Below are 24,803 nucleotides of genomic sequence, written 5' to 3' on the forward strand. Positions count from 1 at the left end.
TAACAGATAATTGATACCGTTACAGAATTTGCCGGACATCGTCCAACGTCGCTTTACCTCGCAGGCCCAAATCCAGCACGACGCCGCCATCGGCGCGGGTTACCGCATTCACCACGCCATAGCTCAGAGGCTGAACAACCTGTTGCGCGCCGCCAGTACTGGCAGAAGCGGTAAAGGTATAGGCACCGTCAGGGGCAGCCGTGCCATCTGCCAGCTTGCTATCCCAATTGAATGAATGAACGCCAGCCGAGAGCGGCCCCAGTTCAACGGTGCGTACCGCTTTGCCTGTTGCATCATTAACGGTGACCGTCACCACTTCCGCGGCTTTTTCCAGTTCGACGCCAAAGGGGGTGCTGGTTTCCTGGCCGACTAAAATGTCTTTTCCTGGGATCATGACGCCATGATCGATCAGCGTGGTCGCTTGCATGGATTGGTTATTGTCGATCTGGCCGGAGATAGAGCCCAATGTGGTATTCAACTTCTCAATCCCGCTGACGGTATTCAACTGGGCAAGCTGACTGACAAGCTGATCGTTACTCATCGGATTTGTCGGATCCTGATTCTTCAACTGCGCAACCAGAAGCGTCAGAAACTGGTTTTGAAGGTCGTCAGCACTGCTGGTACTCGAAGCCGATGATATGGCGCTGGATGTACTCTGGGTCTGATTCGCCGCGTATGTATCATTAATGGTTACTGACATGTTGTCGTCTCCCGATTATTGCCCGATCGTTAACGTCTTCAGCATCATCGATTTCGTCGTATTCAACACTTCGACGTTCGCCTGATAGCTGCGTGATGCTGAAATGGTGTTGACCATCTCTGCTACCGGGTCAACATTCGGCATGCGAACGTACCCTTGTCCATCAGCCAAAGGGTTACCCGGTTCATAGACCAGACGCGCAGGCGATGGGTCTTCAATAACATTCGCAACGCGCACGCCGCCAGTTGACTGTCCCGGAGCCGCATTCACTTCGAATACAACCTGTTTGGCGCGATACGGCTCACCATCCGGGCCCGTCACGCTGTCTGCGTTAGCCAGGTTGCTGGCACTCACGTTCAGGCGCTGAGATTGCGCGGAAAGCGCGGAACCTGATATTTCGAATATGTTTAATAACGACATAAATCTTTACCTTTTCATCCCGCTACGATCATGAACCCGACTGCAAGACCGACATCATGCCTTTAATCTGCCCGCTCAAAACGGTCAGATTGGTTTGATATTTCAGGCTATTATCGGCAAAATTAGTACGTTCACGGTCCATGTCGACCGTATTGCCATCTAACGCGGGCTGATCGGGTACGCGGTACAGCAAATCAAGCTCCGGCGGTTGGAAATTTTGTGCCGGTATATGGCGCACAGACGTTGTTTTCAGCGCAATACCAGTACCATCCGCTCGCCCTTGCTCCATCACTTTGTTAAGCTGGCTGGCAAAATCGATGTCTCTGGCTTGATATCCCGGCGTATCCGCATTGGCAATGTTCGCGGCCAGAATTTCCTGCCGCTGGGCACGCAAATTCAACGCTTCCTGCTGAAACCGCAACGAGGCGTTTAATTTATCGAGCATGCTCCCTCCGCGAGTTAAAATTTCGAGTGAGTAGGATAATTCTCATTATGGCTATGTCATCGAACGAATAGGCATCAAATGCAGCGCTATTTATTGCTTTAACCCCACGCGGACATCGTTACACTTACAGCCCGATATCAGAGAACCAGGAGCGCAGAGCGGGAATGAAAATACTATCGAATTATCTCTGTCTGGTGACATCCTGTTTTTTTCCCCTTCTTTTCTGTCCCCCCGCGCAGGCAAGTGACCTTAAGGCGCAAATCAATCAGTTTTTCTCGGCACGCTTTCAGGGAAGCGAGAATACCGTTAACGTTGTGATAAAATCGCCAGAATCACAGTGGCCGCAGTGCGAAACGCCCCAAATCACCCAGTCCGGGAATGCCAAAATGTGGGGGAATGTAAGCGTGTCCGTGCGCTGTGGTCAGCAGCGCCGTTTTATTCAAACCGAGGTTCAGGTCACCGGCAATTATGTGACAAGCTCGCGACCGATAAATCGTGGAACAACCCTCTCGGAAAAAGACATCCGGTTAACAAAAGGCAGGCTCGATTTATTGCCGCTGCGCGCCATACTGACGTTACAAGACGCACAGGGTGCCGTTCTGCTACGCGATCTGACGCCCGGACAAGTGATTACGACCGCCATGATCAGGCGAGCATGGGTCGTTAAAGCGGGCCAATCGGTGCAGATTATCGCGCAGGGGGAAGGCTTCACGGTTAACGGTGAAGGCAAGGCGATGAATAATGCGGCAGCAGGTCAGGCGGTGAGAGTCAGAACGGCAAATGGACAAATAACCAGCGGCATTGCCGGCGACGATGGGATTATTCTGATCTCGCCGTAATTAATTAAAGGTTTACGTATCTTTGCCGATGTTAATTACATTGTCATTCATGGCGACGTTTATAAATTGAGCACCAATGTGACGGAAATCTTTTAACACATTGATGATTAAACATTTTATCCTCACATTAGAGGGATTTATTATGAGTATCGATCGCACCCAACCGCTAAAGCCGGTCACGCAGGTTCAGCAACGCGAATCTGGCGATATCGCTAAAGCCAAACAGAAACAGACAGAAGCCCAGTCTGAAGTTAGCGCAACACAGGTAAAGTTGAGTGATGCGCAGGCCAAACTCATGCAGCCCGGTACGCAGGATATCGATATGAATCGCGTCGAAACCCTGAAGCAGGCCATTCGCGATGGTTCTCTCAAGATTGATACGGGAAAAATCGCCGATGCACTTCTTAAGGACACGCAGGATTTTTTAGCAGGTAATTAACATTTATGGACAATCTGCAATCAATCCTGGAGCAATTACTGAATAACCTGCGCGAGCTTGACGTCGTTCTGTCTGAAGAACAAACGCTACTTTGTGCTGGTCATATCAACGGCATTGCACTGCAACAGGTAACAGATAAGAAAACGTCTTTACTGGCGACAATGCAGCATCTTGAGACACACCGCCATGAAGTCGAGGCGACGCTTAATCTGCAAGCACCTTATCGCGACGTTGAGCCGTTGTCTGCTTATTGGCAACAAATTCAAAGTCTCACCAGCAGCCTGAACGATAAAAATAAGCACAATGGTCTGTTGCTCAATCGGCATATTGCTTATACCAATGAAGCACTCAATATATTGAAACCCCGTCATGGTCAGGGGCTGTATGGTCCTGATGGTCAGGCAAAAAGTGTGACCGTTGGCGGCAGGAAAATCACCTTTTAAACGTCTCTGTCTTTCGGACAGAGACGCCTTTCACTGAATACCTTCTATTCTAATACCGTCACTTAAAATTGACGGCAAGATCAATTGTACGAACATGAAACGTGCTGTTAATACGTCCATGTCCTTCAATATAATAAATAAAGCGGAATTCGTTGTTTGCCGTCAATCCCGCGAATGCCTGAGTCTGCCCGTCCCCACTGCCATCCAAATCAACACAACGCTGCGGCGATCGTGAGCAGAGCTTAACAACAAGCCCGTTTGGGATGACGGAATCAATCACGTGTCGCCAGTATATCGTAGTGATCGTTTCCTCTGGCTTGACGCTAATATTGGGCACAAAAGCCGATGTCGTGACCATTTCGCCGCGGTGCTCAAGCCTGATCCCCGGCAGGGTTCCGTTCCAACTGCCTGGCGTCGCGGTGACGCAAAATGAGAAAACCAGCGCCGGCAACGCCAGAAGCCACGTTATCTTTCTCATGTCTGCGCTTCCCCTATAATCGATGTCATCCGGATCTGGCGATGGTCACTGATTTCCATATTAGAAAGCACAGCCATGTTGGGCAAACTACGGTGCAGGAATCGAGCCAGTAACGCGCGTAATGCATGGTTAACCAACAGCACCGGCGGCGCACCTAACATTTCCTGCCGCTGTAGCGCTTGTTTAGCTTGTTCCAAGAGACGATCGGCAAGCCCCGGTTCAAGTCCGCCACCGCCCTGAAGCGCCTGTAACAGCAGGCGTTCCAGTGATCCTTCCAGACCAATCACCTGAAGCTCGCTATCACCCGGGAACCACTGTTGAGTGATCGCTCTTCCCAGGGCAACCCTGACCACCGTCGTAAGCTCGTAAGGATCGGGTTGTACCGGCGCATGTTCAGCGAGTGTCTCCATAATCGTGCGCATATCCCTGATTGAAACCCGCTCGCTAAGCAGATTTTGCAAGACTTTATGTAAGGTGGTTAACGTCACCACGCCAGGAATGAAATCTTCTGCCAGTTTAGGCATTTCCTGAGCCACGCGATCCATCAGTTGCTGAGCCTCCTGACGTCCGAATAACTCACTGGCATGTGATGCAATTAAGTGATTCAGGTGCGTTGCAACCACAGTACTTGCCTCTACTACCGTAAATCCCTGAGCCTGAGCTTGATCTTTCAGCGCATTGTCAATCCAAACCGCGGGCAACCCAAATGCGGGATCTTTCGTCACATCCCCAGCTAAAGAGCCTACTGCATTGCCAGGATTAATGGCCATCCAGCGCCCCGGGTGAGCTTCACCGTGCCCTACTTCGACACCTTTCATCAATATACGATAGCTGGCAGGCTGAAGTTCAAGATTGTCACGAATATGAACGACCGGCGGTAAGAACCCCATTTCCTGAGCAAATTTCTTCCTGATACTGCGAATTCTGCCCAGCAATTCTCCATCCTGCTGTGCATCAACCATTGGGATGAGGCGATAGCCAACTTCCATCCCCAATGGATCTTCCAGTTGCACATCAGACCAACTGGCCTCAATAACCTGATGCTTTTCCATTGAGGCCGGGACAGGCTGCATAACCGGTTCTTTTTGCTCCGCGCCACGTATCCACCAGGCGAGCGCCAACAAAGAGGCCGTAAATAATAGAAAGACGAAATTAGGCATACCGGGAACCAAGCCAATAAGCCCGATAACCGCCGCACTCAGCACCATAACCCGAGGGTTATTGAAGAGCTGGGTTACCATCTGCTGGCCGACATCCTGATCGGTACTGACGCGGGTAACAATAACACCTGCCGCAGTAGAAATAATCAGGGCAGGGATCTGTGCGACCAGACCATCCCCAATGGTAAGCAGCGTATAACTTTCTGCCGCCTGCCCTACCGGCATGCCATGCTGTGCCACCCCGACCAGTAACCCGCCGACAATGTTAATAACCATGATTATCAGCCCGGCGATTGCATCGCCACGGACGAATTTACTGGCGCCGTCCATTGAACCGTAAAAGTCCGATTCCTGAGTCACCTCAGCACGGCGCTTTTTCGCTTCATCCTCCCCAATCAAGCCGGCATTGAGATCGGCATCAATCGCCATTTGTTTGCCCGGCATGCCATCAAGCACAAAACGAGCGCCAACTTCGGCGATGCGCCCGGCCCCCTTGGTGATGACCATAAAGTTGATTAATACCAGGATGATGAAGACGACAATACCAATAGCAAAATTCCCGCCCACCAAAAAGTGTCCGAATGCTTCAACGACCTTTCCCGCTGCGGCCGTTCCGGTATGCCCTTCCATTAAAATGATACGGGTGGATGCAACGTTAAGTGATAAACGCAACAATGTAGAAAACAGCAGGATGGTAGGAAACGCCGCAAATTCCAGCGTACGCTGCGTAAACATCGCCACCAGCAATACCATGATCGACAGCGCAATATTAAAGGTAAACAGCAGATCCAGAACGAATGGCGGCAGAGGCAATACCATCATGGACAGTATCAGCAGGATCAGTATTGGTCCGGCTAATATTTGCCATTGAGTACTTTTCATCGAACTCGGTAAACGAAGCAAAGAGGCCAAATTAGCCATCAGTAGTATTCTCTTTAGCAAAATCCAGTGCATCCGGCACGGGTAAGTGTTTCGGTTTTCTAGGAATTAATCCACCTTCGCGCTTCCAGCGCTTGAGTTGATAAACCCAGGCTAAGACTTCTGCAACAGCAGCATATAATGCAGCCGGGATATGTTCTCCAACTTCGGAATGACGAAATAAGGCTCGCGCCAGCGGCGGCGCTTCCAAAATAGGTACGCGATGTTCGTTTCCTAATTCACGAATGCGTAAAGCAATCTCACCAGCACCTTTTGCCAGCACTTTTGGCGCATTCATTTTTTTCTCGTCGTAGCGTAAAGCCACCGCATAATGCGTTGGGTTGGTTACAATCACATCGGCTTTAGGGACATCAGCCATCATTCTGCGTTGGGCCATGGCCCGCTGCTGCTGGCGAATGCGAGCTTTAACATGCGGATCGCCTTCGCTTTGTTTGTGTTCGTCACGAATTTCCTGTTTGCTCATCCGCAGCTTCTTAACGTGGCTCCAGATTTGCCAGAACACATCAAAAGCGACCATAGGGATAAGGGCCATAATGATGAGAAAACCACACATCACCGCCAGTTCCAAAGCATCGCCTAATGCGGCCTTCGGGGGTTCAGATATCAGATGCAATATTTTCGGCCAGTTATGCATCAAGAATAAAATACTGACGACGCCCACCATCACTGACTTCAATATCGCTTTGAAAAGTTCAGCCAATGCCTGGGAAGAAAATAGTCGCTTCAGCCCGGAAATCGGATCTAATTTTTTGAAATTCACCTTGAGCGACTTGGTACTAAATAACACGCCCCCGAGCAGCAGCGGCGCTGACAGCGCCACCAGTACAGCACCAAGCATAATCGGTATTAAAGCGGATACCGCCTGACGTAATAATGAACCGACATGGCGCAACATCTGGGTATCATCACCAATCGTCGCGTAATCAAAGTTCAGCGACTGAGAGACAATCCCCGCCAATCGAGCGGCCATGGTGCTCCCCCCCATCCACAAGATGGCCAATCCTGCGATCATCATCAAAACAGAGGACAATTCCCGGGAGCGGGGAATCTGGCCTTCTTCACGCGCTTTCTCCTCTTTTTGGGGAGTGGGGGCTTCTGTTTTTTCCAGATCGCTATCATCAGCCACTTGGCGTTCCTGTTACAACTTTGGGATAGGAATTTGCTGCCTAGCATGACAAATACGGAAAAGTTTTATGGCTTGAACAAAGAGGGAAAGCGACGCTTCTTTAATGGATAGTTGAAAGATAAAGAAGAAAAATTCGATTTAGCTATTTATGGCCGTAACGACCGGCCATAAATAGTGGGGACGGTGACATTCACAATCGTCGCAAAAAGAAGGTAGCTTCTTTTCTTAGCGATGGGTTTATTTAGAATCCGAGGCTATCCAGAAGATCGTCGACCTGATCCTGATTGGCGACAATACCAGCGGCACCTTTGTCCAACTGTGGTCCATTCAGGAGACTCTCATTCGCACGTTTAGACGCATCCGGTTTTTCTGGAATATTTTCCAGTAACACCATCAGCAGTTGTTTTTCAATCTCCTGAACAACATCCATCATACGCTTGATAACCTGACCGGTAAGGTCCTGGAAATCCTGCGCCATCATGATCTCCAACAGCTGAGCGTTGGTAAATGAGGTGTGTTGCGGCACATCTTCAAGATAGCTACGCGTATCCGTCACTAATTCGCGAGCATCAGCCAACTCTATGGGGTTTTCAAACCATTCATCCCAACGGGCTTTCAGCGATTTCGCGTCAGACTCTAACTGATTTTGGCGTGGTTGCGCAGCTTCTACACAGTTCAGAGCCCGTTCTGCCGCTTGTGCAGTCATTTGAACAACATAATCAAGACGATCGCGGGCGTCAGGGATAGCTTCTGCTGCTTCGGCTATAGCGTGATCCAGACCCAGCTCTTTTAGGCTGTCACGTAGCATACGGGTCAATTGACCGATACGCGAAATGATCTCGGTAGCTGAAGCTGTGTCGTTTACGGACGGCATATGTGACGTCATAAGATCCCCTTACATACCCAGTTTTTCAAAAATCTTATTCAGTTTTTCTTCAAGGGTAGCAGCAGTAAATGGTTTAACTACATAGCCGCTCGCACCCGCCTGTGCCGCAGCAATAATATTTTCTTTCTTCGCTTCCGCCGTTACCATCAGTACAGGAAGTTTGGAAAGCGCGCCGTCGGCACGAATCGTCTGCAACAACTCCAATCCATCCATGTTGGGCATATTCCAGTCTGAAATGACGAAATCAAAAGCGCTAGAGCGAAGTTTGTTCAGCGCATCTGCGCCATCCTCTGCCTCTTCTACGTTATTAAAGCCCAGTTCCTTCAGCAAGTTGCGGACAATTCGTCGCATCGTCGAAAAGTCATCCACTACCAGAAATCTGAGTTCTTTATCGGCCATACTTACTCCTAAAATATTTATTGCTCGCCAAGAGCTGCTTATATACGTAATGCCTGTCCGGCAGAAATTTGTGCCAACATTCGCTGGCTCACCTGGTGCAAATCCACCACTTCGTCGACGCCACCCATAGCAATCGCCTCACGTGGCATCCCAAATACCACACAACTTGCTTCATTTTGGGCCAATGTGTAAGCGCCAGCCTGATGCAATTCCAACATGCCAGCCGCCCCATCATTGCCCATTCCCGTAAGGATGACGCCTACAGCATTCCGTCCGGCGAATCTTGCAACCGAACGGAATAACACATCAACGGATGGACGATGCCTGTTAACCGGAGCATCATCATTTAAACGTACCTGATAGTTCGCCCCGCTACGCGCCAGTTCAAGGTGCCGGGCGCCCGGAGCAATGTAGGCATGTCCGGGAAGCACGCGCTCGCCATCTTCTGCTTCTTTCACGGTAATCTGGCACAGCTTGTTCAGACGCTCGGCAAAAGACTTCGTAAAACCCGGAGGCATGTGCTGGGTGATCAATAATGCAGGGCTTGTCGGCGGCAAAGGCTGCAATACATGGCGTATTGCTTCTGTTCCACCGGTAGACGCGCCAATCGCGATCAATTTTTCACTGCTGAGCAACGGCATATGCTGAATTATTTTTGTGGGTTCCGCCGCTGCGCTACGCTGTGGCAGTCGTGCCTTCGCCGCCATACGGATTTTTTCCGCAATCAGTTCGCTATACGACAGCATGCCTTCGCGGATACCTAGCTGCGGTTTGGTCACGAAGTCTATGGCGCCAAGTTCCAGAGCGCGCAGCGTAATTTCCGAGCCTTTCCCCGTCAACGACGACACCATCACCACGGGCATCGGTCGCAAACGCATGAGTTTCTCCAGGAAATCCAGTCCGTCCATACGCGGCATTTCAACATCCAGCGTTAATACCTGAGGGTTGAATTTTTTAATCAAATCACGGGCAACTAAGGGATCCGGGGCAGTAGCAACGACTTCCATATCCGGGTGGCTATTAATGATTTCAGTCATGATCTGACGCATCAGCGCAGAATCATCGACACATAATACTCTTATCTTGCTCATTATCTTTCCTTAGCCAGCCCATATACTGTTTGCCCACGCAAATAGAATTCTCGACTGATCTGACTGAAATTCTCTGAATGCCCGGCAAATAATAATCCGCCCGGTTTAAGCATCGGGACGAATCGACGGAGAATAGATTCTTGGGTTTCTTTATCGAAATAAATCATCACATTGCGGCAAAAAATAGCATCGAAGGGCGCGGGAACAGACCAATCAGGCGAGAGCAGATTCAGTTGCTGAAAATGCACCATAGAGGCAAGTTCAGGACGAACACGGACCAACCCACTATGTGGCCCGGTGCCACGTAAAAAGAAACGCTGTAGTTGCTGTGGAGAAAGAGAGCGTAACTCTTCCTGACGATAAATGCCGGCGGTCGCTTTTTCCAACACCTGAGTATCGATGTCGCTGGCCCATACCTGACATCCATTCGCTTTATTGCCGAGCGCTTCAGCGAGCGTCATCGCCAATGAATAAGGCTCTTCCCCTGTGGAAGCCGCCGTACTCCAGATGGTATAACCATTTGGACGTTTTTTCGCATGTTCAGCCAATATGGGGAAATGGTGAGCTTCACGGAAAAATGCCGTCAGGTTAGTAGTTAATGCATTAATAAAGGCCTGCCATTCCGCGCTATTAGGATTTGATTCCAGCAAAACCAGATATTGTCCGAAATCAGTAATCCCGAGCAGACGAAGACGCCTGACGAGACGGTTATAAACCATTTCCCGCTTGTGATCGGCCAGTACAATCCCGGCACGTTGATAGATCAGCTGACTTATCCGTCGGAAATGCGTGTCCGACAGCGGTAATCTGTCAACCATCTGCGTCAGGATAGAAGCAGATTCGGGGCGATTTTGCGATGGTATATTTTTCATATCAAACCGCTCGAATATTTATTTTTGGCAAGGTGTTTTTCAATCTAAACGTTCCTTTACAACTATCGCAGGTTTTTATTGTCATTCGTCAGTTTTTCACTTGTGGTGACCCAAACCGACACGGTATTGGTAATACACCCCGCAAGTTCTGAAAGCGGAACTGCTCGGCGTGTTTTAACCAAAACCACAGATTGCAACGCTATTTATGAGTTACGACATCACAAAACATCAGGCTCTGACATCGCTGGTTAGCCCCTGACGATGAACCACTTTTTGATTCACTGACGTACATTCAGGCTGCGTAAATTCAATCGTCATTATGACATATCTTGCCGATACTGAAGCGAGCGCCACCGGGCCGCTATATACTCAAATCACAGGATTGCGCCGATTGATTAACCCATTTTTTCATCTTTTAATTTTTAATTATCGTGGGTAAACCAATCCCCCGGCCACTTATCCATAGCGGCTGGGGGGTGCTTCATTCAATAAATGACTTTCAGCATTTTGGGTATATTAGGATAGCCTTAATACCATTGCTTTTATCAGAACGTTTCCCAGTTGTCCGTCGAGGAACTTCCTTTCGTTTTCTTGCTGCTTTCAACCGATGGCGCAATCAATACGGTTTTTTGACTGTTAGCGATTTGGCTCGCCCCTCGCAACGCGCCTGAATTCTCAGACAGTCGGAATACAGCCACGGCCTGATTCAGCATTCTGACTTGTTCTTCCAAAGCAACAGCGGCAGCGGCAGATTCTTCAACCAAGGACGCATTCTGCTGGGTAACGCGATCCATTTCAGTTACCGCCTGACCGACCTGATCGATCCCTTTACTCTGTTCATCAGAAGCAGAAGCAATTTCACCCATGATGTCGGTGACACGAGTAACAGCGCTAACGATTTCGTCCATCGTCTCGCCCGCGCTTTCAACCAGCACAGAACCCTCACTGACCCGGTTAACAGAATCTTCAATCAGGCTCTTAATTTCCTTTGCCGCCTGCGCACTACGTTGCGCCAGGTTACGCACTTCTCCTGCAACCACGGCAAAACCGCGCCCTTGCTCCCCTGCTCTGGCCGCCTCAACCGCAGCGTTCAGCGCAAGAATATTCGTTTGGAAAGCAATGCCATCAATTACACTAATAATATCGGCAATTTTTTGAGAACTTCCAGCGATATTGTGCATGGTTTTGACCACATTATCGACAACCTTGCCGCCCTTCTGCGCCGTCTCTGATGCACTCAATGCTAACTGGCTGGCCTGACGAGCATTTTCCGCATTCTGTTTAACTGTTGCGGTTAGCTGCTCCATACTCGCGGCGGTTTCTTCTAACGATGCAGCCTGTTGTTCTGTCCGCGAGGAAAGGTCATTATTTCCGGCACTAATCTCTGTCGCGCCGGTATAAATCGCATCAGCCCCTTGTCGAACCGCACTCACCGTGGAGACAAACTCGCTTTGCATATGGCGAATGCTTTCAGCCAGAATCCCCATCTCATTACTGCTGTGAAGGTTGAGCGTTTTGGTCAAATCGCCTTTTGCGATAAAACGAATATGTTCAACGATGCTATTTAGCGGTTTTATTAATAATTCCCGGATACCGAACCAGGAGAGCAGAACGAGTGAAAAGACCACAACGAAAATGGAAACGAGAACCCAAAGCGCTGACTGGTAAGCAGCATCATTTTTAGCGATACCGGCGTGGTAAAGCTTATCGCTCTCCGCTTTGTAGGCGTAATACGCTTTTTCAAAATTATCCTGAAAGCTTTGTGTCGGTTGCTCAACAAATTTTTTGAATTCTCCGGCCTGCAAAAACTGAATTAATTCAGTAAGCGCTGCGTTCAGAGCGACATAATTCTCTTTGACTCCCCGGGAAATGTTCTCATTCTGACGTGCATCCTGCGGCACGTTTTCATAACGGGAAAAAAAATCGTTTGCGGTAGACAATTGCTTTTGAGCAGAGAGAAGAAGCTCCTGACCATTAACGCCGGCCCCTGAACCGCTGGCATCCAGGGCAAAACGCGTCCCTGCACGGTTAAGCGTATTGCGAGTCTGTAATAAATATGACCATGTAGCATCCAGTTCAGAACGCTTCTGGTTAATAATCTGTGTTGACCGAAAAATATCCTTATCATTCTTTAATGAATTAAAGAATAAACCGCCAGAAATAAGCTGTAGTGCCCCAAACAATACCAATACAAGCATTAAACCTGTAACAACTTTTATACGATTAAACATATAGCGCCCTTTGAGTAGACCAACCACCCGGTTATATCGGCATTATCCTGGATATCTTTACGAATTTCTGAACGGACAAGGATAAAGAAGTGAACGGTTTTCGGGGCTACTCTCGTAGCCCCTGGCGCCTTATGTAACTCAGCCTTTCGATACGCTATCAACCAGCGCCATTTCTTCGCTGCTCAATAGCTTTTCGATATCCACCAAAATCAGCATTCTTTCACCCAACGATCCCAAACCTGTCAGATATTCCGTCGACAGGGTGACGGCAAATTCAGGCGCTGGTCTGATTTGGTCGGCGGTCAATGACAACACATCCGATACGCCATCGACAACAATCCCGACAACACGCTGCCCCAGATTCAGAACAATCACTACCGTGTTTTCATCGTAATCAACTTCCTGTTTGGCAAACTTAATGCGCAAGTCAACGATAGGGACGATGACACCTCGCAGGTTGGTTACGCCTTTAATGAAGGAAGGGGTGTTGGCAATGCGCGTTACCTGATCATAACCACGAATTTCTTGTACTTTTAAAATATCAACACCGTATTCTTCGTCTCCCAACGTAAAAATCAGGAACTCCTGCCCTACGGTTTCGCCAGTTAGTTTCGTGACGTTTGCAAGTCCAGTCATGTTTTCCACCCTTTATTCACAATCTGTTTTATTATTAAGCAGCAGTTTCAACCACACGCTTTTCACGGTTAAGCGCTTGTAACGCCGAAACATCCACAATCAGCGCAACACTGCCATCACCAAGAATGGTTGCAGCTGAAACGCCTGGCACCTTGCGGTAATTACTTTCCAGGTTTTTAACGACAACCTGGTGCTGCCCAATCAACTGATCGACCAGCAAAGCATAACGGCGACCTGCACTTTGCAGAATCACGACAATCCCCTGAGTCGGATCGGTTTTAGCACCATCCACATCAAAGATGTGAAAGAGTTCAACCAGAGGCAAATACTCGCCACGAACTTGCAATACACGCTCTCCGCCGGCCAATGGATAAATATCTTCCGCCTGCGGCTGCAAGGATTCCATCACGGCATTAAGCGGCAGAATAAACACCTCATTGTTCACCTTGACGGACATACCATCCAGGATGGCCAAAGTTAACGGCAGGAGGATCCTGATAGTCGTCCCTTTTCCCGCCTGAAAATGGATTTCGACATGCCCCCCCATTTCCTGAATGTTTCGCTTAACCACATCCATACCGACGCCACGGCCAGAAACGTCAGTGACCTTCTCTGCGGTAGAGAAGCCAGGAGCGAAAATCAGCATCCCCACGTCTTCATCGGACATGGAATCACTCACCGCCAGTCCCTGAGACATCGCCTTCGCCAGAATTCTTTCCCGGTTAAGGCCGGCGCCATCATCGATAACTTCAATACAGATGTTACCGCCCTGATGTTCGGCAGAGAGCGTTAAATTTCCCACGGCACTCTTGCCGACGGCGGCCCGTTTCTCAGGCGCTTCAATACCATGGTCAAGGCTGTTACGCACCAGGTGCGTCAGAGGATCGATAATACGTTCGATCAGGCTTTTATCCAGTTCGGTGGAGCTGCCCATCAGAGTCAACTCGACCTGTTTCCCCAGCTTAGCCGCCAAATCACGAACCAAACGGGGGAAACGGCTGAATACATATTCCATTGGCATCATACGAATGGACATCACGGACTCTTGTAGATCGCGCGCGTTACGTTCTAGCTGTCCCATGCTGTTGAGCAGATCGCCGTGCGCGACAGGATCGAGTTCACTTGAACGTTGTGCCAACATCGACTGCGTAATCACCAGTTCACCGACGAGGTTGATAAGCTGATCGACCTTTTCAACTGCCACGCGAATACTGGTATCGCCGGTTTTGGCTTTGTTCTTTCCGTTTTCCGGCGCAGAATGCGGTTTTACCGCCTGCGCTGGCGCGGCGGGGGCCGATGTCGCCGGTACAACCGGCGTATCAACCGCAGCGGACACGATTTCTACCGTTTCGGTTACCGGCTGGTCGGTTACGACGGGTTTAAAACTGATTTGTTCCGGTTCGAGAACAAAACACAGGACCGCACTGATGTCATCTTCGCTTTCCGATGTGGCTAACGTCACTTCCAGGCTAGTATCCGTCTGATGCGGATCTTTTACCGTCCCCAGATTGCCCAGCTCTTCCAGCATCTGAGGTATTTCCTGAGATTTCAGACCGGTCAACGCGATGCGCATTTCACCTTTACCTGAATCTTTAGATGCCGATGCGGCAGGTTGCGGCGCAATCGCAGCGTCAGCCGGTGCCGTTGACTGAGCCTCCCCCGCAGCTTTAGACTCCAGAGCGAGCTGACGCAGCGCCTGACAGATATACTCAAAGCTTTCAGCATTGGGCTCCTGTGCGGTTTTATAAGCGTCCAACTGATCCTGCATAATGTCTTTTGTTTCCAGAAACAGGTTGATGATATCAGTGCTAAGACGCATTTCACCGCGTCTCGCCCCATCGAGTAAATTTTCCAGGATGTGCGTAGTTTCCTGCAATACCTTAAAACCAAACGTGCCCGCCCCTCCTTTTATTGAATGAGCGGCACGAAAAATCGCATTCAATTGCTCCGTATCAGGTTCTGATGGATCCAGCAACAGCAAGTGTTGTTCCATATCCGCCAGTAATTCATCTGCTTCATCAAAGAACGTTTGATAAAAAGCACTCATGTCCATGCTCACGTGGTCACCTCTGCTGTGAATCGCGGCTTATTGAGAAGGCGTCGCCTGACTATCCGGCGCAGCAGGCAACGCAGTTGTTGGCTGTTGACGCGCAGGAGCAGGAACTCCATTAGTTGGTTGTGGCGCAGTGTCACCATTTCCACTCGTGTTGTTATCACTATTTTCGGCAGACGGAGTGTCAGGTTTAGGCTCATCCAACCCCATATTTTGTAAATTTTCTGCTTTATCGATATTGACAGCAGCGCTTTCTGCATTTTCGGTCTCAATGTCTTTCTGCGCCTGCTTGCTTAAAACCAGTAAACTAATACGACGGTTAATCGCATCATTGCCGCCTGTCGCCTGCTTAAGGCTCATCGTGGCCGCCATTCCCACAACGCGCAAAACCTTTCCGTCAGATAAACCGCCGAATATCAGCTCTCGCCGCGATGCATTAGCGCGATCCGCAGAGAGTTCCCAGTTACTATAACCACGCTCCCCGGTTGCATACTGAACATCATCAGTGTGGCCCGAGATACTCAATTTATTGGGGAAATCATTCAGAATGGGGGCGATTGCACGCAGGATATCCCGCATATACGGTTCGACCTGTGCGCTCCCTGTTTTAAACATCGGGCGGTTTTGGCTATCAATAATTTGGATGCGCAAACCTTCATCAATCATTTCGATCAGCAAATGTGGGCGAAGCGCACGTAACCGCGGATCTGCCTCGATGAGCTGATCCAGACGCTCACGCAGTTTATTAAGCCGGATTTCATCCAGCTTACCCTCCACGTCCTCCATTTTGATGGCTTTTTTCACTTCACCATCTTGCTGCGTCGGGTCATCTCCACCACCGGGAATCGGGCTGGAACTGTCGCTGGATTTGGAACCGGAGGTGAGTGCCACTTTTAGCGGAGTACGAAAATATTCTGCAATCTGGGCCAACTGCATCGGCGTAGAGATGGCGATAAGCCACATGACCAGAAACAGCGCCATCATTGCCGTCATGAAGTCAGCATAGGCAATTTTCCAGGAGCCGCCATGGTGGCCTCCATGTCCCGACTTACGCTTTTTGCGAATAATGGGATGCTGATGTTTCATGCGTTACTGTCCGACGCTTGTTGAGTCGGCGATTTCACACGACGAATATGTTCTTCCAGTTCGGTAAAGGAAGGACGCTCCGTCGAGTACAGCGTTTTGCGTCCAAACTCAACGGCAATTTGCGGAGCATAACCATTAAGGCTTGAGAGTAAAGTAACCTTGATGCATTGTAACACTTTGATTTTTTCTGCATTTTTTTGACGAAGCAAGGCTGCCAGCGGAGATACGAAGCCGTACGCAAGCAGAATACCGAGAAAAGTTCCCACCATCGCGTGAGCAATCATCATCCCTAATTCGGCTGCCGGGCGGTCAACATAGGCCAGCGAGTGAACGACCCCCATAACGGCCGCCACGATACCAAATGCAGGGAGACCATCCCCCATCATCGTCAAACTGGTGGCAGGCACTTCACTTTCATGCTCAACGGTTTCAATCTCTTCGTCCATCAACGTTTCGATTTCGAACGCATTCATATTGCCACTGACCATCAAACGCAAATAGTCGGTGATAAATTCAACAATATTATTGTCGGCCAGAATATTGGGATAGCTGGAAAAGATCTCACTTTCACGCGGGTTATCGATGTCAAACTCCAAAGAGAGCATACCTTGCTGACGTGATTTAGCCATCACCCGGAAAAGTAAGGCCATGAGGTCCATGTATAACGCTTTATTGTACTTAGAGCCTTTAATCAAGAGCGGCAGTGCGCGCCCCGTTGCTTTTATCGCCTTGCCATTGTTACCAACAATGAAAGCGCCTATCGCGGCACCACCGATGATCAGCAATTCCGATGGTTGATAAAGCGCTCCCAAGGCCCCACCGACCATGAGATAGCCGCCGAGTATCGAGGCCACAATAACGATATAACCCAATAGAACCAGCACAAGAAATCCTTATAATAAAAAGGTGGGCTGAAGGAGAGATAAAACGCTAAAGCCGTAGCCAGGACGTGCTTGAGGAAGAAATCTATCACCGTCTTCACGCGAACAGTGATAGATTCACAAATCGCTACAGGCTCAGACTGCTTGTTTTACCTGTTCATCCAGCAGTTGAGGTATAATATCGGCAAGATTTTGTGAAAGTTTACGCCTTTTTACCGCCCGGGAAGGGGGCTGACACAAACTACAAACAAAACTGTTTTTGGGTTGATGAGCGTGGGTAATGAACATCCCTGTGCAGCAACTGCAAGACGACAGCTGCAGCATGCCGCTGTCAACAAAGCGGACGAGTGTCCATGCCCGCGTCAGTGCTAACAGTGGTGAATCGCTTTTGGGCGCGCACTGTTCCAGATAGAGCCGATAGGATTTAATAACCGCCTCAACGCCGCTACACTGCCCGTTCTTGATTAAGAAGTTATAGGCATTGTAGAACATGGACGAGTGAATATTTTGTTCCCAGGTCATAAACCAATCTGTAGAAAAAGGTAACATTCCCTTTGGCGGCGGACTTCCTCTGAGTTCTTTATACAGTTTGATTAAACGTCCGCGGCTTAACTGAGTTTCGCTTTCCAACATCTGCAACCGTGCGCCAAGCGAAATGAGTTCCATCGCCAATTGGATGTCTTTCGCTTCCTGAACAATACTTTTCTCCGCCATTAGTTATGCCCTTTTCTTAGGCAGGTTTTCTTCTTTCGAAGGTAACTGTTGTAATAAATGACTCGACAACAAAATTCCCGTATGAATTTGCTGTAAATCATCCACACGCGATTCTTGAGTCAACAGCTTGATTGTATTGTGATCATCAAAACGGAAATGACATATCAACTGGTTAGTTTCTGCCAGTTTTACCATCTGCGGTAAAGTCAATTGCATCAAGGTATCTGCCATTTCGGCATCGATGCCTAAACGAAACATCGCAGAAGCTTTTTCATCATTAATTAAACGTTGTGCCAGTAACAAATAAGACAGATTAATGTCATAAATGTGTTTGAGTAATTCAGAGGTCCCCATATTTCCCATCCCGACAGGCTATGTTTAAAACATAAGTTAGGTGATAGACCATATCGCCCAGTTCAAAAATCACTCTCCATTGATGGCATAAAAAATTATCGATGCCAGGTACTGCGAGTTACTACTGCATCTTTTCTTATTCGGACAATTGTTACTTGCCAACTTTTAACATCACACATTGCACTTCGACTCCCGTCCGACGACCACTCTTGCTAGTCTCATCCTGAAGGTGCCCTCCGACCAAAGCATAGGATTAATCCTAAAGCAGCGCAACTGTACCGCCTAACCCTTAGCACACACAACGCGACACAAGAGTGATTTTGATTATTATGTGATGTAGATCACAAAAATGAAATTATTTCGCGCAAAAACACAGCTGGTCAGATCACTTTCATGTCTTTTTTTGCACAAAAAAAGCACAATAACTGTTACAGAAAAAAGTCTTTAAAATAATAAAAAAGAAACAATTTGTTTGCTATATAAATGATTGATAAACAAAAAAACGTGATGCACAGAAAAAGCATTGTTACGCAAAATTATACCTTTCACGAAAATCTGACATTTTTTAACCAATCCCTACTCAAAGAACATAATGATGCCTATCCTGCCTCTCTACAGTCACAGCATTACGAAAGCGATAACAGAGCAATCAGGCCTGATGATGCCAGGAAGATCTTCATTTATGATATTGATGAAAAAGAATTATAAAAATCTGGCTTACCAGAAGTGAAAACAGGAAGTCATACGATTGCACTGTATGACTTCAATGCCGTGACGGATGCACTCAGAAGATAGTTAATACCGTGATTATTTTCTTATGACTCGGTTAACCAACCAAATACCTGAACAAACCATAACCAGAGCGAAAAAATATTTCCATTCCAAAATACTTTCATCAAGAAACATCGCTGACAACAATGTACCCGATATCGGGATGAGAAAATTAAATGGGGCAACCATACCGACTCGATTATATTTCAGTAATTGGCTCCAGAGTGAGAAAGCGATCGACGAAAGTAATATAAGATAACCCAGCATTAGCATTGCTTTCCAATCTGGCATGCTCAGCGAACCGCCGGTAATGTACCCGGATAACGTTAAAATAATCCCACCGATCGCCAATTGATAGCCAGTCATGACGGTTGGATCCATGGTTTGCGACACGCGCTTCCCATATATTGTTGACGCAGATAAAATAAACGCAGCAATAACAACAAAGCCATCGCCTAAAAATGTAAAACTAAAATCCATAGCATGACTGTCTATATTTACGACCATCACACCAATAAACCCTAATAGACAACCGGCTAACTTATTAAGCGTTAACTTATCATTTTGGTATAAATAATGAGCAATCAGTACGCTGAAAAACGTGCTGGTCGCATTCATAATCGAGCCTTTAACTCCCGTGGTATAAGCTAAACCGATATAGAAAAAAACATACTGCAATGATGTCTGAAATACCCCCAATAACGTCAATTGAGCCAATTGCCCACGTTGAAAACGTCCAATAGATCGACCACTTAACACTGCAATGGCCAGCAACAATCCGCCGGCAAACGCAAACCGATAGCCCGCAAAGACCAGCTTTCCCGGGATGTCATTATCAGCGATATGAAACAACTCATAGCCGTTTTTAATTGCCGGGTAAGCACTTCCCCATAACAAACAGCATAAAGTGGCAATAAAAAAAACAACTTTTTTATCAGAAAAAAAATGTGCACGCGTTTCCACGAAAAGTCCCTCCGAAGATAGACATCGCATAATAACGTCTAACCTCAGACAAATAAAGTTAAGCGGCGAACTCTTTATTTTTTATTATCAATTTGTATGATTTAGCACCACGAGATTCGTTTTTCTTTTTAAAGAATTAAAAACGTGATCGAGATCGCATCGAATTCTATTAAGGTTTCACAATATGTGCCGATTACCTTTTACGTTGGCTGTTTCACTAATTAACACAGAGACTAAAACTAAACGCCAGTGTCGCCGCTATTGGCATGGTAAATCGTCATTTCCTGAGAATGAGCGAATGGATATGAAAATAATTTCAAGGTCTGAGCATCAAACTGAAAACGGTCTGCTGAACAACTTACGACTAGTTCCTTTATTCGTCATTATTCTGGGTGGTATTATGCTGCTATTTGCAGCGTCTATTGGCACATCCAGCTATTTTTTACAAAACAGCAATCAGTCATTAGCCGACGTTACACAAGAAATCGATACCCGGATGGGGATCTCAAACAGTTCCAACCATCTGCGCACTGCGCGCCTGTTACTTATCCAGGCGGCGGCAGCGGCACGGATCGGTGACTCTCAGGTGTTCAATGACAACCTGACTCAGGCTCAACAGCGTCTGGAACAGTCAAAGAAAGCCTTTCTGACCTATGAAGAACGCCCTGTTAAAACCGCTCAGGATACCGCGCTGGATGACGATCTGCGTCAGTCCTATGACGCTTACGTCAATCAAGGCCTGATACCAATGCTGAACGCCGCGAAACAAGGGTTGTTCGAAGAGGTTATCACCCTTGAATCCGAAGAGACCCGGGTTTTAGATTTGGCCTACAATAAATTTTTGCTGAAGGCGGTCGCTTACCGCACGCAAAGAGCGAAAAGTTTAAATGAAACCGCACAGGCCAATTCCTTATTGGGCTATTCGCTGATGGGGGGCAGCTTTGTGCTCGCCGTCATTTTAACGCTCATGACGTTCTTCTTCCTGCGTAGGATCCTCATCAATCCGATGAATCAGTTGGTGGTAAGAATTCAGCGCATTGCCCGGGGAGATTTAACTCAGCCGCCGGCACGCTATGGTAAAAATGAAATCGGTACGCTGGCAAACAACGTTCAACAGATGCAGTCTTATCTGGTGACGACCGTCACGACAGTCAGGGAAAGTGCCGACTCGATTTATCAGGGGTCGACGGAAATTTCGTCGGGCAATACGGACCTCTCTTCACGCACCGAGCAACAGGCCTCAGCGCTTGAGCAAACGGCTGCAAGCATGGAGCAATTAACCGCAACCGTGAAGCAAAACTCAGAAAATGCACACCATGCCAGCCAATTAGCCACAAATGCTTCCGGAAAAGCCAGGCAAGGCGGGGACATCGTTGCGAATGTTGTGAATACAATGAACAGCATTTCGGGCAGTTCAAAGAAAATATCTGAAATTACCAGTGTCATTAACAGCATTGCTTTTCAAACGAATATTCTTGCCCTTAACGCCGCCGTTGAGGCGGCCAGAGCGGGAGAACAAGGTCGCGGCTTTGCCGTCGTGGCTAGTGAGGTTCGCAATCTCGCACAGCGCAGCGCACAAGCCGCAAAAGAGATAGAAACGCTGATTTCCGAATCGGTCGGTCTGGTAAACAGCGGTTCTGTCCTGGTGGGTAATGCAGGCCAAACGATGAAAGAGATCGTCGATGCCGTGACAAACGTCACCGATATCATAGGGGAGATCGCTTCTGCCTCTGATGAACAAAGTCAGGGCATTACTCAGGTCGGTCAGGCGATATCGGAAATGGACAGCGTGACGCAGCAAAACGCCGCACTCGTTCAGGAGGCCAGCGCGGCGGCGGCATCGCTGGAAGAACAGGCAGCACTGCTCACCCGCGCAGTAGAGGCATTTAAGTTATCCGACAACGCCTCACATGCGAATTTAGCGCCTACGCAAGCCAATACATTGGCTGCGAAAAACCGTACATCACTCGCCCTTCCCCGCCAGACGAATCCGGGAGAAGATAACTGGGAAACATTCTAATCCCTCTGACGGTATCACTCTGCGGGCTTTGTCGTCACACAGGCAATGCCCGTAGTGAGGTGTATTCTTTCACTCTTTGCCCGGCAACACCTTCGGTTCAACAAACGTGCCATCCTGACTATCCACTTCATTGAAAAACCAGATACCGGCTGGGTACTCTTGTAGCGCGACTAAATACATTGTCCCTTCCTGAAACGTTTCAACCGCCAGAATGGTGCCCTCGCGGCGCGTGTTCCCGTCGGTTTTTACCGTAACCAGATCATTAACTTTCATAATTATCCCAAAAGAGCTTCTAACATCAAAAAAACAGCATTATCATTTACGCATGCAGTAACAATAGCAGCCATGTAAAATAATCAACTTTGTTTATCATAAACAACGATATATTGGTCTTTATCATTAAACATACCAATTCAGCAAAGTTGCACATTCTATCCTAGTACATCCGACCTATTCGCAAAAGAGATGAAAAGTTGAACGGACTATTGAGCGTAAACGAACAAAGAGATTACGATGAACCGGACTACAATCAAGCCATCACATCAGAATGGAAACAATTGATAGCCACGACGTCACCGCAATCTTTTGAGCTACTGCAAACCCTGGCTGTTCAGAAAGCGTCCGATTTTGCCGATGAGTTCTATTCTTACATGTTGAAAGACCAAGATGCCTCTCTTTTTCTTTCCAGCCAGCAAGTGCATGACCGGCTTCAATGTTCCATGACCAAGTGGATAATCGATATTCTCACAAACACGGGAGAACGTCTGACGGAACTGATGGGCTACCAAAAGAAAATTGGTCATATCCATGCTCGTATCGGTATTCCCGCCGATCTGATTGAACGTGGCACGCGACGTTTAAAATTACACCTCTATGAAAGCATCACACAGGCGACGGATGATAAAACGTTGTGTTTTGATGCATTGCGTTTTTCCTCTCTTTCCATGGATATCGCCATAGAAATAATGAACAGAACGTATTCACAATCACACAATCTGGTAGCAAAACACGAAGAGTCTTATCGACTGTTTTCTATTCTGGAAAATGCCAGTATAGAAAGAGAACGACAAAATGCCTCGCTGTTACATTGGGAGAATTCTTTTATTTTTAGCGTTGCGACCGGTAACCCTATCTCTAATATTCAGGAACTGAGTGATTCAGAATTCGGGCTATGGTTTAACCACAAAGGCAAATCCAGCTTCAATAACGTACAGGAAATACGTGTTATAGCAGACATGATAACTGAAACCGATGAGTACATCCGCAGTTACAGCAACACCACACCCTTGGTACCGCAGGATTATGCCCCGCTGCTTAAAGCGGTCAGAAGCAAATTATATAAAATAAGCATGCTGTTAGGATCCCTCTTTGATCAAGTCCAGAAGCTGGAAAGTGGTAAAGATACGCTAACTCTTTTGCTCAATCGCCGTTTCCTGCCCACCATCCTCCGACATGAAATATCACTGGCAATGCATGCAAATTCATCACTGAGCATAGCGATGATTGATATAGACCACTTTAAGGCCATCAATGACACCTATGGCCACACGACCGGTGATAACATACTGAAAAAAATTGCAGAGATTCTGTATGAAAACACGAGGAACAGCGATTATATTTTTCGCTATGGGGGAGAAGAGTTTATGATTGTCCTCATTGAGATGTCTAAACATGCCGCCTATGCCATTATCGAACGGTTAAGAAAGCGAATTCAGGATCACAAAATTCAGTTGCAGAACGGCGAGGTTATTACAATAACCATCAGCGCAGGCATCGCCGTTTATCGCGGGCACCCAGATTACGAATGTCTGATCAAAGCGGCGGACGATGCGCTTTATCAAGCCAAATCCAACGGTAGAAACAGGATCGAATACGCGCCGGAATAACTCACCTCCTCATTGCAGACCTGCCCCCCAGTCAGCATTTTAAGGTGAACAGCGCGCCATTCATCATCGCAGGTTTGCATCATGAGCAGTGCTGCATAAAACCCCGGTGCCCGTGAACACATTCAATGTCGTAAATCCCCATTACTCGAATTTATCCACCAGCCCGGAAAATTTGATAAAATTTAATAATAAGCATGATCTCAGGCAGTACGTCCTGTATAGAATGTTGTAACTTGATCTTATTTTACGTCATGAGGGAGCGAGCATTGCAGCGACAGCGGGTTTCATCTTCACGAATTTACACCATTGGGTATGATTTAAAAGCGCGCACCCTTGAGATAGAGTTTACTAATAAAGATATCTATCAATATGTTGGTGTACCTGAATCCATCTATAAGAAATTTATTTCCGATACCGTTGTTTCTAAAGGACGATTTTTTGACGGCGTGATAAAAAATAAATTCTTATGTCGAAAAATCAGATAGATAAAAAATAACGTTTTTCTGAAATCGTCTGAACGCGCATTTTTTGATCAATGGGAATATCTATCAGGTTCAGGATAATTCACACACTTATCCCCCCAACATTCAGAGAGCGACATTTTACTTTCCTCTGACCATTCCACACTGTACCGGGCCAAATAAAGACCTTGCGCACCAGCACACCAGCAGGAGAGTGCCACTGAGGAAGGAGGGAACGACGACAAGGTTCATAACCCCCGGCACGGTTCAAATCTATACGACGCAGCGACGCTGCCACTACTAAAAACAACATAAAAAACAATAAATTAATCAATATCCAGGCAGCTAAACACGTCACGTCCGTGCCCCACGCCTCTGCTGCTTTCGACGCCTGGAGACGACACAGACTCCCGCGGCGTTTGAGGTGGCGGTTGTCATGCGAATGTGGCTCTGGTACTTTCGATCGGTAACACCGATCGATATGATCGTATCGATCTATCAAAACAATTA

Annotated in this window: 25 protein-coding genes; 6 read left to right on the forward strand and 19 right to left on the reverse strand. The window is 47.7% G+C overall.

Annotated elements, in window-relative coordinates; translation table 11 throughout:
• Window positions 1–19: 19 nt before the first annotated feature.
• The 3 genes from flgD to flgB are packed head-to-tail and all read right to left on the reverse strand — an operon-like array spanning window position 20 to window position 1,565.
• On the reverse strand, window positions 20–700 hold the full coding sequence (gene flgD, locus EDC54_RS07395; RefSeq protein ID WP_132454751.1) for a flagellar hook assembly protein FlgD: 681 nt from the start codon (window positions 698–700) through the stop codon (window positions 20–22).
• 15 nt (window positions 701–715) lie between these two features.
• Window positions 716–1,120, reverse strand: a complete 405-nt coding sequence (gene flgC / locus EDC54_RS07400; RefSeq protein WP_015840801.1) for a flagellar basal body rod protein FlgC — start codon at window positions 1,118–1,120, stop codon at window positions 716–718.
• Window positions 1,121–1,148: 28 nt separating this feature from the next.
• Complete coding sequence (flgB, locus tag EDC54_RS07405) at window positions 1,149–1,565, reverse strand: flagellar basal body rod protein FlgB (RefSeq protein WP_132454753.1); 417 nt, start codon at window positions 1,563–1,565, stop codon at window positions 1,149–1,151.
• Between the two features lie 164 nt (window positions 1,566–1,729).
• Between flgB and flgA the strand changes: the two genes are divergently transcribed.
• From flgA to EDC54_RS07420, 3 genes are all read left to right on the forward strand, one after another.
• On the forward strand, window positions 1,730–2,404 hold the full coding sequence (gene flgA / locus EDC54_RS07410; protein WP_132454754.1) for a flagellar basal body P-ring formation chaperone FlgA: 675 nt from the start codon (window positions 1,730–1,732) through the stop codon (window positions 2,402–2,404).
• A 142-nt stretch (window positions 2,405–2,546) separates the two neighbouring features.
• Entirely contained in the window at window positions 2,547–2,843 is a 297-nt protein-coding gene (flgM, locus tag EDC54_RS07415) for a flagellar biosynthesis anti-sigma factor FlgM (RefSeq protein WP_132454756.1), read from the forward strand.
• A 5-nt stretch (window positions 2,844–2,848) separates the two neighbouring features.
• The gene (locus tag EDC54_RS07420) at window positions 2,849–3,286 is read left to right on the forward strand and encodes a flagella synthesis protein FlgN (protein WP_132454758.1); all 438 of its coding nucleotides are present in this window, start codon (window positions 2,849–2,851) and stop codon (window positions 3,284–3,286) included.
• A gap of 58 nt (window positions 3,287–3,344) precedes the next feature.
• On the opposite strand, the gene EDC54_RS07425 is transcribed toward EDC54_RS07420, so the two are convergent.
• The 15 genes from EDC54_RS07425 to EDC54_RS07495 all read right to left on the reverse strand — a co-directional run bounded on the left by EDC54_RS07425 (window position 3,345) and on the right by EDC54_RS07495 (window position 19,956).
• Window positions 3,345–3,764 carry a flagellar protein FlhE gene (locus EDC54_RS07425; RefSeq protein WP_132454760.1) on the reverse strand — a complete coding sequence of 140 codons (420 nt, stop codon included), beginning with the start codon at window positions 3,762–3,764 and terminating at the stop codon, window positions 3,345–3,347.
• A complete protein-coding gene (flhA, locus tag EDC54_RS07430) occupies window positions 3,761–5,845 on the reverse strand; it encodes a flagellar biosynthesis protein FlhA (protein WP_132454762.1) in 2,085 nt (694 codons plus the stop codon). The genes EDC54_RS07425 and flhA overlap by 4 nt, the downstream gene beginning before the upstream one ends.
• Entirely contained in the window at window positions 5,838–6,989 is a 1,152-nt protein-coding gene (gene flhB, locus EDC54_RS07435) for a flagellar biosynthesis protein FlhB (protein ID WP_132454764.1), read from the reverse strand. The genes flhA and flhB overlap by 8 nt, the downstream gene beginning before the upstream one ends.
• A 241-nt stretch (window positions 6,990–7,230) precedes the next feature.
• Entirely contained in the window at window positions 7,231–7,875 is a 645-nt protein-coding gene (gene cheZ, locus EDC54_RS07440) for a protein phosphatase CheZ (protein WP_132454766.1), read from the reverse strand.
• A gap of 9 nt (window positions 7,876–7,884) precedes the next feature.
• Window positions 7,885–8,274 (reverse strand): chemotaxis response regulator CheY, encoded by a 390-nt coding sequence (cheY, locus tag EDC54_RS07445; protein ID WP_132454768.1) that lies wholly within the window; start codon window positions 8,272–8,274, stop codon window positions 7,885–7,887.
• Window positions 8,275–8,312: 38 nt separating this feature from the next.
• Entirely contained in the window at window positions 8,313–9,365 is a 1,053-nt protein-coding gene (locus EDC54_RS07450) for a protein-glutamate methylesterase/protein-glutamine glutaminase (protein WP_132454770.1), read from the reverse strand.
• Window positions 9,365–10,237 carry a protein-glutamate O-methyltransferase CheR gene (cheR, locus tag EDC54_RS07455; RefSeq protein WP_132454772.1) on the reverse strand — a complete coding sequence of 291 codons (873 nt, stop codon included), beginning with the start codon at window positions 10,235–10,237 and terminating at the stop codon, window positions 9,365–9,367. The genes EDC54_RS07450 and cheR overlap by 1 nt, the downstream gene beginning before the upstream one ends.
• 545 nt (window positions 10,238–10,782) lie before the next feature.
• Window positions 10,783–12,468 carry a methyl-accepting chemotaxis protein gene (locus EDC54_RS07460; protein ID WP_132454773.1) on the reverse strand — a complete coding sequence of 562 codons (1,686 nt, stop codon included), beginning with the start codon at window positions 12,466–12,468 and terminating at the stop codon, window positions 10,783–10,785.
• Window positions 12,469–12,606: 138 nt separating this feature from the next.
• A complete protein-coding gene (gene cheW / locus EDC54_RS07465) occupies window positions 12,607–13,104 on the reverse strand; it encodes a chemotaxis protein CheW (RefSeq protein ID WP_132454775.1) in 498 nt (165 codons plus the stop codon).
• Between the two features lie 34 nt (window positions 13,105–13,138).
• The gene (gene cheA / locus EDC54_RS07470) at window positions 13,139–15,151 is read right to left on the reverse strand and encodes a chemotaxis protein CheA (protein WP_196238441.1); all 2,013 of its coding nucleotides are present in this window, start codon (window positions 15,149–15,151) and stop codon (window positions 13,139–13,141) included.
• 39 nt (window positions 15,152–15,190) lie between these two features.
• A complete protein-coding gene (gene motB, locus EDC54_RS07475) occupies window positions 15,191–16,243 on the reverse strand; it encodes a flagellar motor protein MotB (RefSeq protein WP_132454777.1) in 1,053 nt (350 codons plus the stop codon).
• Window positions 16,240–17,127, reverse strand: a complete 888-nt coding sequence (motA, locus tag EDC54_RS07480) for a flagellar motor stator protein MotA (RefSeq protein WP_132454779.1) — start codon at window positions 17,125–17,127, stop codon at window positions 16,240–16,242. The genes motB and motA overlap by 4 nt, the downstream gene beginning before the upstream one ends.
• A gap of 132 nt (window positions 17,128–17,259) precedes the next feature.
• Window positions 17,260–17,838: a flagellar transcriptional regulator FlhC gene (gene flhC, locus EDC54_RS07485; protein WP_132454781.1), complete on the reverse strand. Its 579-nt coding sequence runs from the start codon at window positions 17,836–17,838 to the stop codon at window positions 17,260–17,262.
• Window positions 17,839–17,841: 3 nt separating this feature from the next.
• On the reverse strand, window positions 17,842–18,192 hold the full coding sequence (gene flhD / locus EDC54_RS07490) for a flagellar transcriptional regulator FlhD (protein WP_132454783.1): 351 nt from the start codon (window positions 18,190–18,192) through the stop codon (window positions 17,842–17,844).
• A gap of 807 nt (window positions 18,193–18,999) precedes the next feature.
• On the reverse strand, window positions 19,000–19,956 hold the full coding sequence (locus EDC54_RS07495) for a DMT family transporter (protein WP_165904282.1): 957 nt from the start codon (window positions 19,954–19,956) through the stop codon (window positions 19,000–19,002).
• 268 nt (window positions 19,957–20,224) lie between these two features.
• Between EDC54_RS07495 and EDC54_RS07500 the strand changes: the two genes are divergently transcribed.
• Window positions 20,225–21,946 (forward strand): methyl-accepting chemotaxis protein, encoded by a 1,722-nt coding sequence (locus tag EDC54_RS07500; RefSeq protein WP_132454787.1) that lies wholly within the window; start codon window positions 20,225–20,227, stop codon window positions 21,944–21,946.
• A 69-nt stretch (window positions 21,947–22,015) separates the two neighbouring features.
• On the opposite strand, the gene dsrB is transcribed toward EDC54_RS07500, so the two are convergent.
• Window positions 22,016–22,219: a protein DsrB gene (gene dsrB / locus EDC54_RS07505; protein WP_132454789.1), complete on the reverse strand. Its 204-nt coding sequence runs from the start codon at window positions 22,217–22,219 to the stop codon at window positions 22,016–22,018.
• 200 nt (window positions 22,220–22,419) lie between these two features.
• On the opposite strand from dsrB, the gene EDC54_RS07510 reads away from it, so the two are divergent.
• Both EDC54_RS07510 and EDC54_RS07515 read left to right on the forward strand, forming a co-directional pair.
• Entirely contained in the window at window positions 22,420–23,832 is a 1,413-nt protein-coding gene (locus EDC54_RS07510) for a diguanylate cyclase (protein WP_132454791.1), read from the forward strand.
• Window positions 23,833–24,098: 266 nt separating this feature from the next.
• Window positions 24,099–24,317 (forward strand): KTSC domain-containing protein, encoded by a 219-nt coding sequence (locus EDC54_RS07515; protein ID WP_132454793.1) that lies wholly within the window; start codon window positions 24,099–24,101, stop codon window positions 24,315–24,317.
• Window positions 24,318–24,803 lie beyond the last annotated feature (486 nt).

Origin of the sequence: Samsonia erythrinae (genome assembly GCF_004342665.1) — a bacterium.
GTDB classification, from domain to species: domain Bacteria; phylum Pseudomonadota; class Gammaproteobacteria; order Enterobacterales; family Enterobacteriaceae; genus Samsonia; species Samsonia erythrinae.

Bases quoted from the DNA above. Each gene is read 5' to 3' on its own strand.
- flgA (WP_132454754.1), top strand. From the start codon at position 1,730: ATGAAAATACTATCGAATTATCTCTGTCTGGTGACATCCTGTTTTTTT.
- motB (WP_132454777.1), bottom strand. From the start codon at position 16,243: ATGAAACATCAGCATCCCATTATTCGCAAAAAGCGTAAGTCGGGACAT.
- flgB (WP_132454753.1), bottom strand. From the start codon at position 1,565: ATGCTCGATAAATTAAACGCCTCGTTGCGGTTTCAGCAGGAAGCGTTG.
- cheW (WP_132454775.1), bottom strand. From the start codon at position 13,104: ATGACTGGACTTGCAAACGTCACGAAACTAACTGGCGAAACCGTAGGG.
- EDC54_RS07460 (WP_132454773.1), bottom strand. From the start codon at position 12,468: ATGTTTAATCGTATAAAAGTTGTTACAGGTTTAATGCTTGTATTGGTA.
- cheA (WP_196238441.1), bottom strand. From the start codon at position 15,151: ATGAGTGCTTTTTATCAAACGTTCTTTGATGAAGCAGATGAATTACTG.
- EDC54_RS07420 (WP_132454758.1), top strand. From the start codon at position 2,849: ATGGACAATCTGCAATCAATCCTGGAGCAATTACTGAATAACCTGCGC.
- cheY (WP_132454768.1), bottom strand. From the start codon at position 8,274: ATGGCCGATAAAGAACTCAGATTTCTGGTAGTGGATGACTTTTCGACG.
- flgD (WP_132454751.1), bottom strand. From the start codon at position 700: ATGTCAGTAACCATTAATGATACATACGCGGCGAATCAGACCCAGAGT.
- EDC54_RS07495 (WP_165904282.1), bottom strand. From the start codon at position 19,956: ATGCGATGTCTATCTTCGGAGGGACTTTTCGTGGAAACGCGTGCACAT.
- cheR (WP_132454772.1), bottom strand. From the start codon at position 10,237: ATGAAAAATATACCATCGCAAAATCGCCCCGAATCTGCTTCTATCCTG.
- flhC (WP_132454781.1), bottom strand. From the start codon at position 17,838: ATGGCGGAGAAAAGTATTGTTCAGGAAGCGAAAGACATCCAATTGGCG.
- EDC54_RS07425 (WP_132454760.1), bottom strand. From the start codon at position 3,764: ATGAGAAAGATAACGTGGCTTCTGGCGTTGCCGGCGCTGGTTTTCTCA.
- dsrB (WP_132454789.1), bottom strand. From the start codon at position 22,219: ATGAAAGTTAATGATCTGGTTACGGTAAAAACCGACGGGAACACGCGC.
- flgM (WP_132454756.1), top strand. From the start codon at position 2,547: ATGAGTATCGATCGCACCCAACCGCTAAAGCCGGTCACGCAGGTTCAG.
- cheZ (WP_132454766.1), bottom strand. From the start codon at position 7,875: ATGACGTCACATATGCCGTCCGTAAACGACACAGCTTCAGCTACCGAG.
- flgC (WP_015840801.1), bottom strand. From the start codon at position 1,120: ATGTCGTTATTAAACATATTCGAAATATCAGGTTCCGCGCTTTCCGCG.
- EDC54_RS07500 (WP_132454787.1), top strand. From the start codon at position 20,225: ATGGATATGAAAATAATTTCAAGGTCTGAGCATCAAACTGAAAACGGT.
- flhD (WP_132454783.1), bottom strand. From the start codon at position 18,192: ATGGGGACCTCTGAATTACTCAAACACATTTATGACATTAATCTGTCT.
- flhA (WP_132454762.1), bottom strand. From the start codon at position 5,845: ATGGCTAATTTGGCCTCTTTGCTTCGTTTACCGAGTTCGATGAAAAGT.
- EDC54_RS07450 (WP_132454770.1), bottom strand. From the start codon at position 9,365: ATGAGCAAGATAAGAGTATTATGTGTCGATGATTCTGCGCTGATGCGT.